Here is a 1,881-nt window from a genome sequence, read left to right as displayed (position 1 = left end):
CCCAGTTTCCAAACATTAACTATCAAAGAGCATAATTACATCTGTAAAAGCAAACATTCATAGATAACTCCTTAGTTTTTAAAGATCTAGTTTTTTACTAGATCTTTAAAGATATATAGTTTTAAATATGAATGAGATTATTTATAAAATATAAAATTAGGAATAAAATTAAATTATAATTTTAAAGATTTAATTTAATATAGTTTGATTATCTAAACTATAATCATTATATACTAATAATTATAGTATAACAACATATTATAACTTCAAATATATATCCCAATAAATACATATTTTTGTTTACTTTAAGAATTCTCATATAAAACTATGATATAATACAAGTCATAGTTTTAATTTTAATAAGGAGAATTCTCATGAAACTAGTTAAACTTAGTTTAGTAGCAGCTTTGGCTGCAGGTGCTTTTTCAGCAGCTAACGCTGTTTCACTTGAAGAAGCTATAAAAGATGTTGATGTATCAGGTATGTTCAGATACAGATTTGAATCTGATAGAAAAGACATTGGTAACACAATTGAAGATGGTTACAACAACTCTAAAGAAAACAAACACAGATTTAAATCTCAATTAAACTTCAAAGCAGCTTTAGATGATAATTTCAAAGCTTTTGTTCAATTCCAATACAGCACAAATGAAGCTGGTTTTGGAACAGGCAATGGAACAAACACTCATGATACTTTCGCTGTGCAACAAGCTTACTTAGAATATACAAATGAAGCTTATGCTACAAATGTAACTTTCGGTAAAATGGAAGTTGGTTCAATTTGGACTGATGATTTAGTAGGAACAGGAGCTAAAGTTCTTAACAATTCTATCGAAGGTTTAACTTTTGCAGGTTATTGGTTTGATAGCTTCAATGCTGAAGATGATGGTGATACTGCTATTACTACTGCAGATAGTAACAAAAACTATCCAACAGATAAAGACAATGGAGGAGTTCCTGGTGCTGCATCAAAAGGGCTTAATATAGCTAAATCTTCATTATATGGTGCTGCTGTATTGGGTGATTTTGATCCATTTGCTTTCCAAATTTGGGCTGCTTATGCTAATAACTGGGCTTTCTTATATGCAGTAGATGCTAGCTATAAATTTGCATTCAATGATGCTAACTTCAAAATCCAAGCTCAATACTTGGGAAATAGCTTAGATAGTGATAAAAAAGACTACTATGGAAAAGATACTTTAGATGATGGCAATTTCTATGCTGCTCAAATCCAAGCAAATATTTCTGCTTTTGATTTCCAAGCAGGTATAGTTGGTTATGGTGAAAAAGACAAAGGTAGTGTAGTTACATTAGAAGATAAAGGTAGAATAATCGCTCCAGGTGAGCAAATTTTCTATTCTAATGGTAGTAAATTAACTGGAGATACTGGTGAAAACTTCTTCTATTTTGCAGGTTTAGGTTATACTTTTGCTGAAACTGTAAGAGTAGGATTTGACTATATCGGTGGTTCTACTGAATATGGTAGAGGTATAGCTGATACAGATAAAAACGAATACATTGCAAGAGTATCTTATGCTTATAGTCCAAAACTTACATTTAGTGGATTCTATTCTTATTTAACTGAAGATTTCAATACAAAAGATGTAAGTGACCATGATGATCAATTCATCAGACTTGAAGCTCTATACAAATTCTAATTATAAAAGCTAAGCCAAAAGGCTTAGCTTACTATATCTAAAATTATTTCTTCTTTTAATCCTTGTATTTTAATTTCTTTTATTTTTAAATCATTAGGTAGATTTTCTAGTAAAGCTTCTTTGCTATGTATGTTTTTACTTGCTAGTATTCTTAATATTTTACCCCTATAAGCCTTTGCAAAGTGACTTAAAGTTTTGGAATTTTTTAAAAAAGTGAGGGTAA

Annotated in this window: 1 protein-coding gene and 1 pseudogene; one reads left to right on the top strand and one right to left on the bottom strand. The window is 29.8% G+C overall.

From position 1 onward, the window contains the following. Positions 1 to 374 precede the first annotated feature (374 nt). A complete protein-coding gene (locus tag L8U41_RS07805; RefSeq protein ID WP_263728258.1) occupies positions 375 to 1,658 on the top strand; it encodes a major outer membrane protein in 1,284 nt (427 codons plus the stop codon). Positions 1,659 to 1,681: 23 nt separating this feature from the next. On the opposite strand, the pseudogene L8U41_RS07800 reads toward L8U41_RS07805, so the two are convergent. After that, a pseudogene (locus L8U41_RS07800) lies at positions 1,682 to 1,881 on the bottom strand (peroxide stress protein YaaA); the annotation flags it as partial.

Origin of the sequence: Campylobacter sp. RKI_CA19_01116 (assembly GCF_025771405.1) — a bacterium.
In the GTDB taxonomy this organism is placed as follows: Bacteria; Campylobacterota; Campylobacteria; order Campylobacterales; family Campylobacteraceae; genus Campylobacter_D.
The sequence above is the reverse complement of the archived record's forward strand: the minus strand, read 5'-3'. Positions and strand labels throughout refer to the sequence as shown.

What these genes read in the sequence shown, in the direction of transcription:
- L8U41_RS07805 (WP_263728258.1), top strand. Translation starts at nt 375, where the DNA reads ATGAAACTAGTTAAACTTAGTTTAGTAGCAGCTTTGGCTGCAGGTGCT.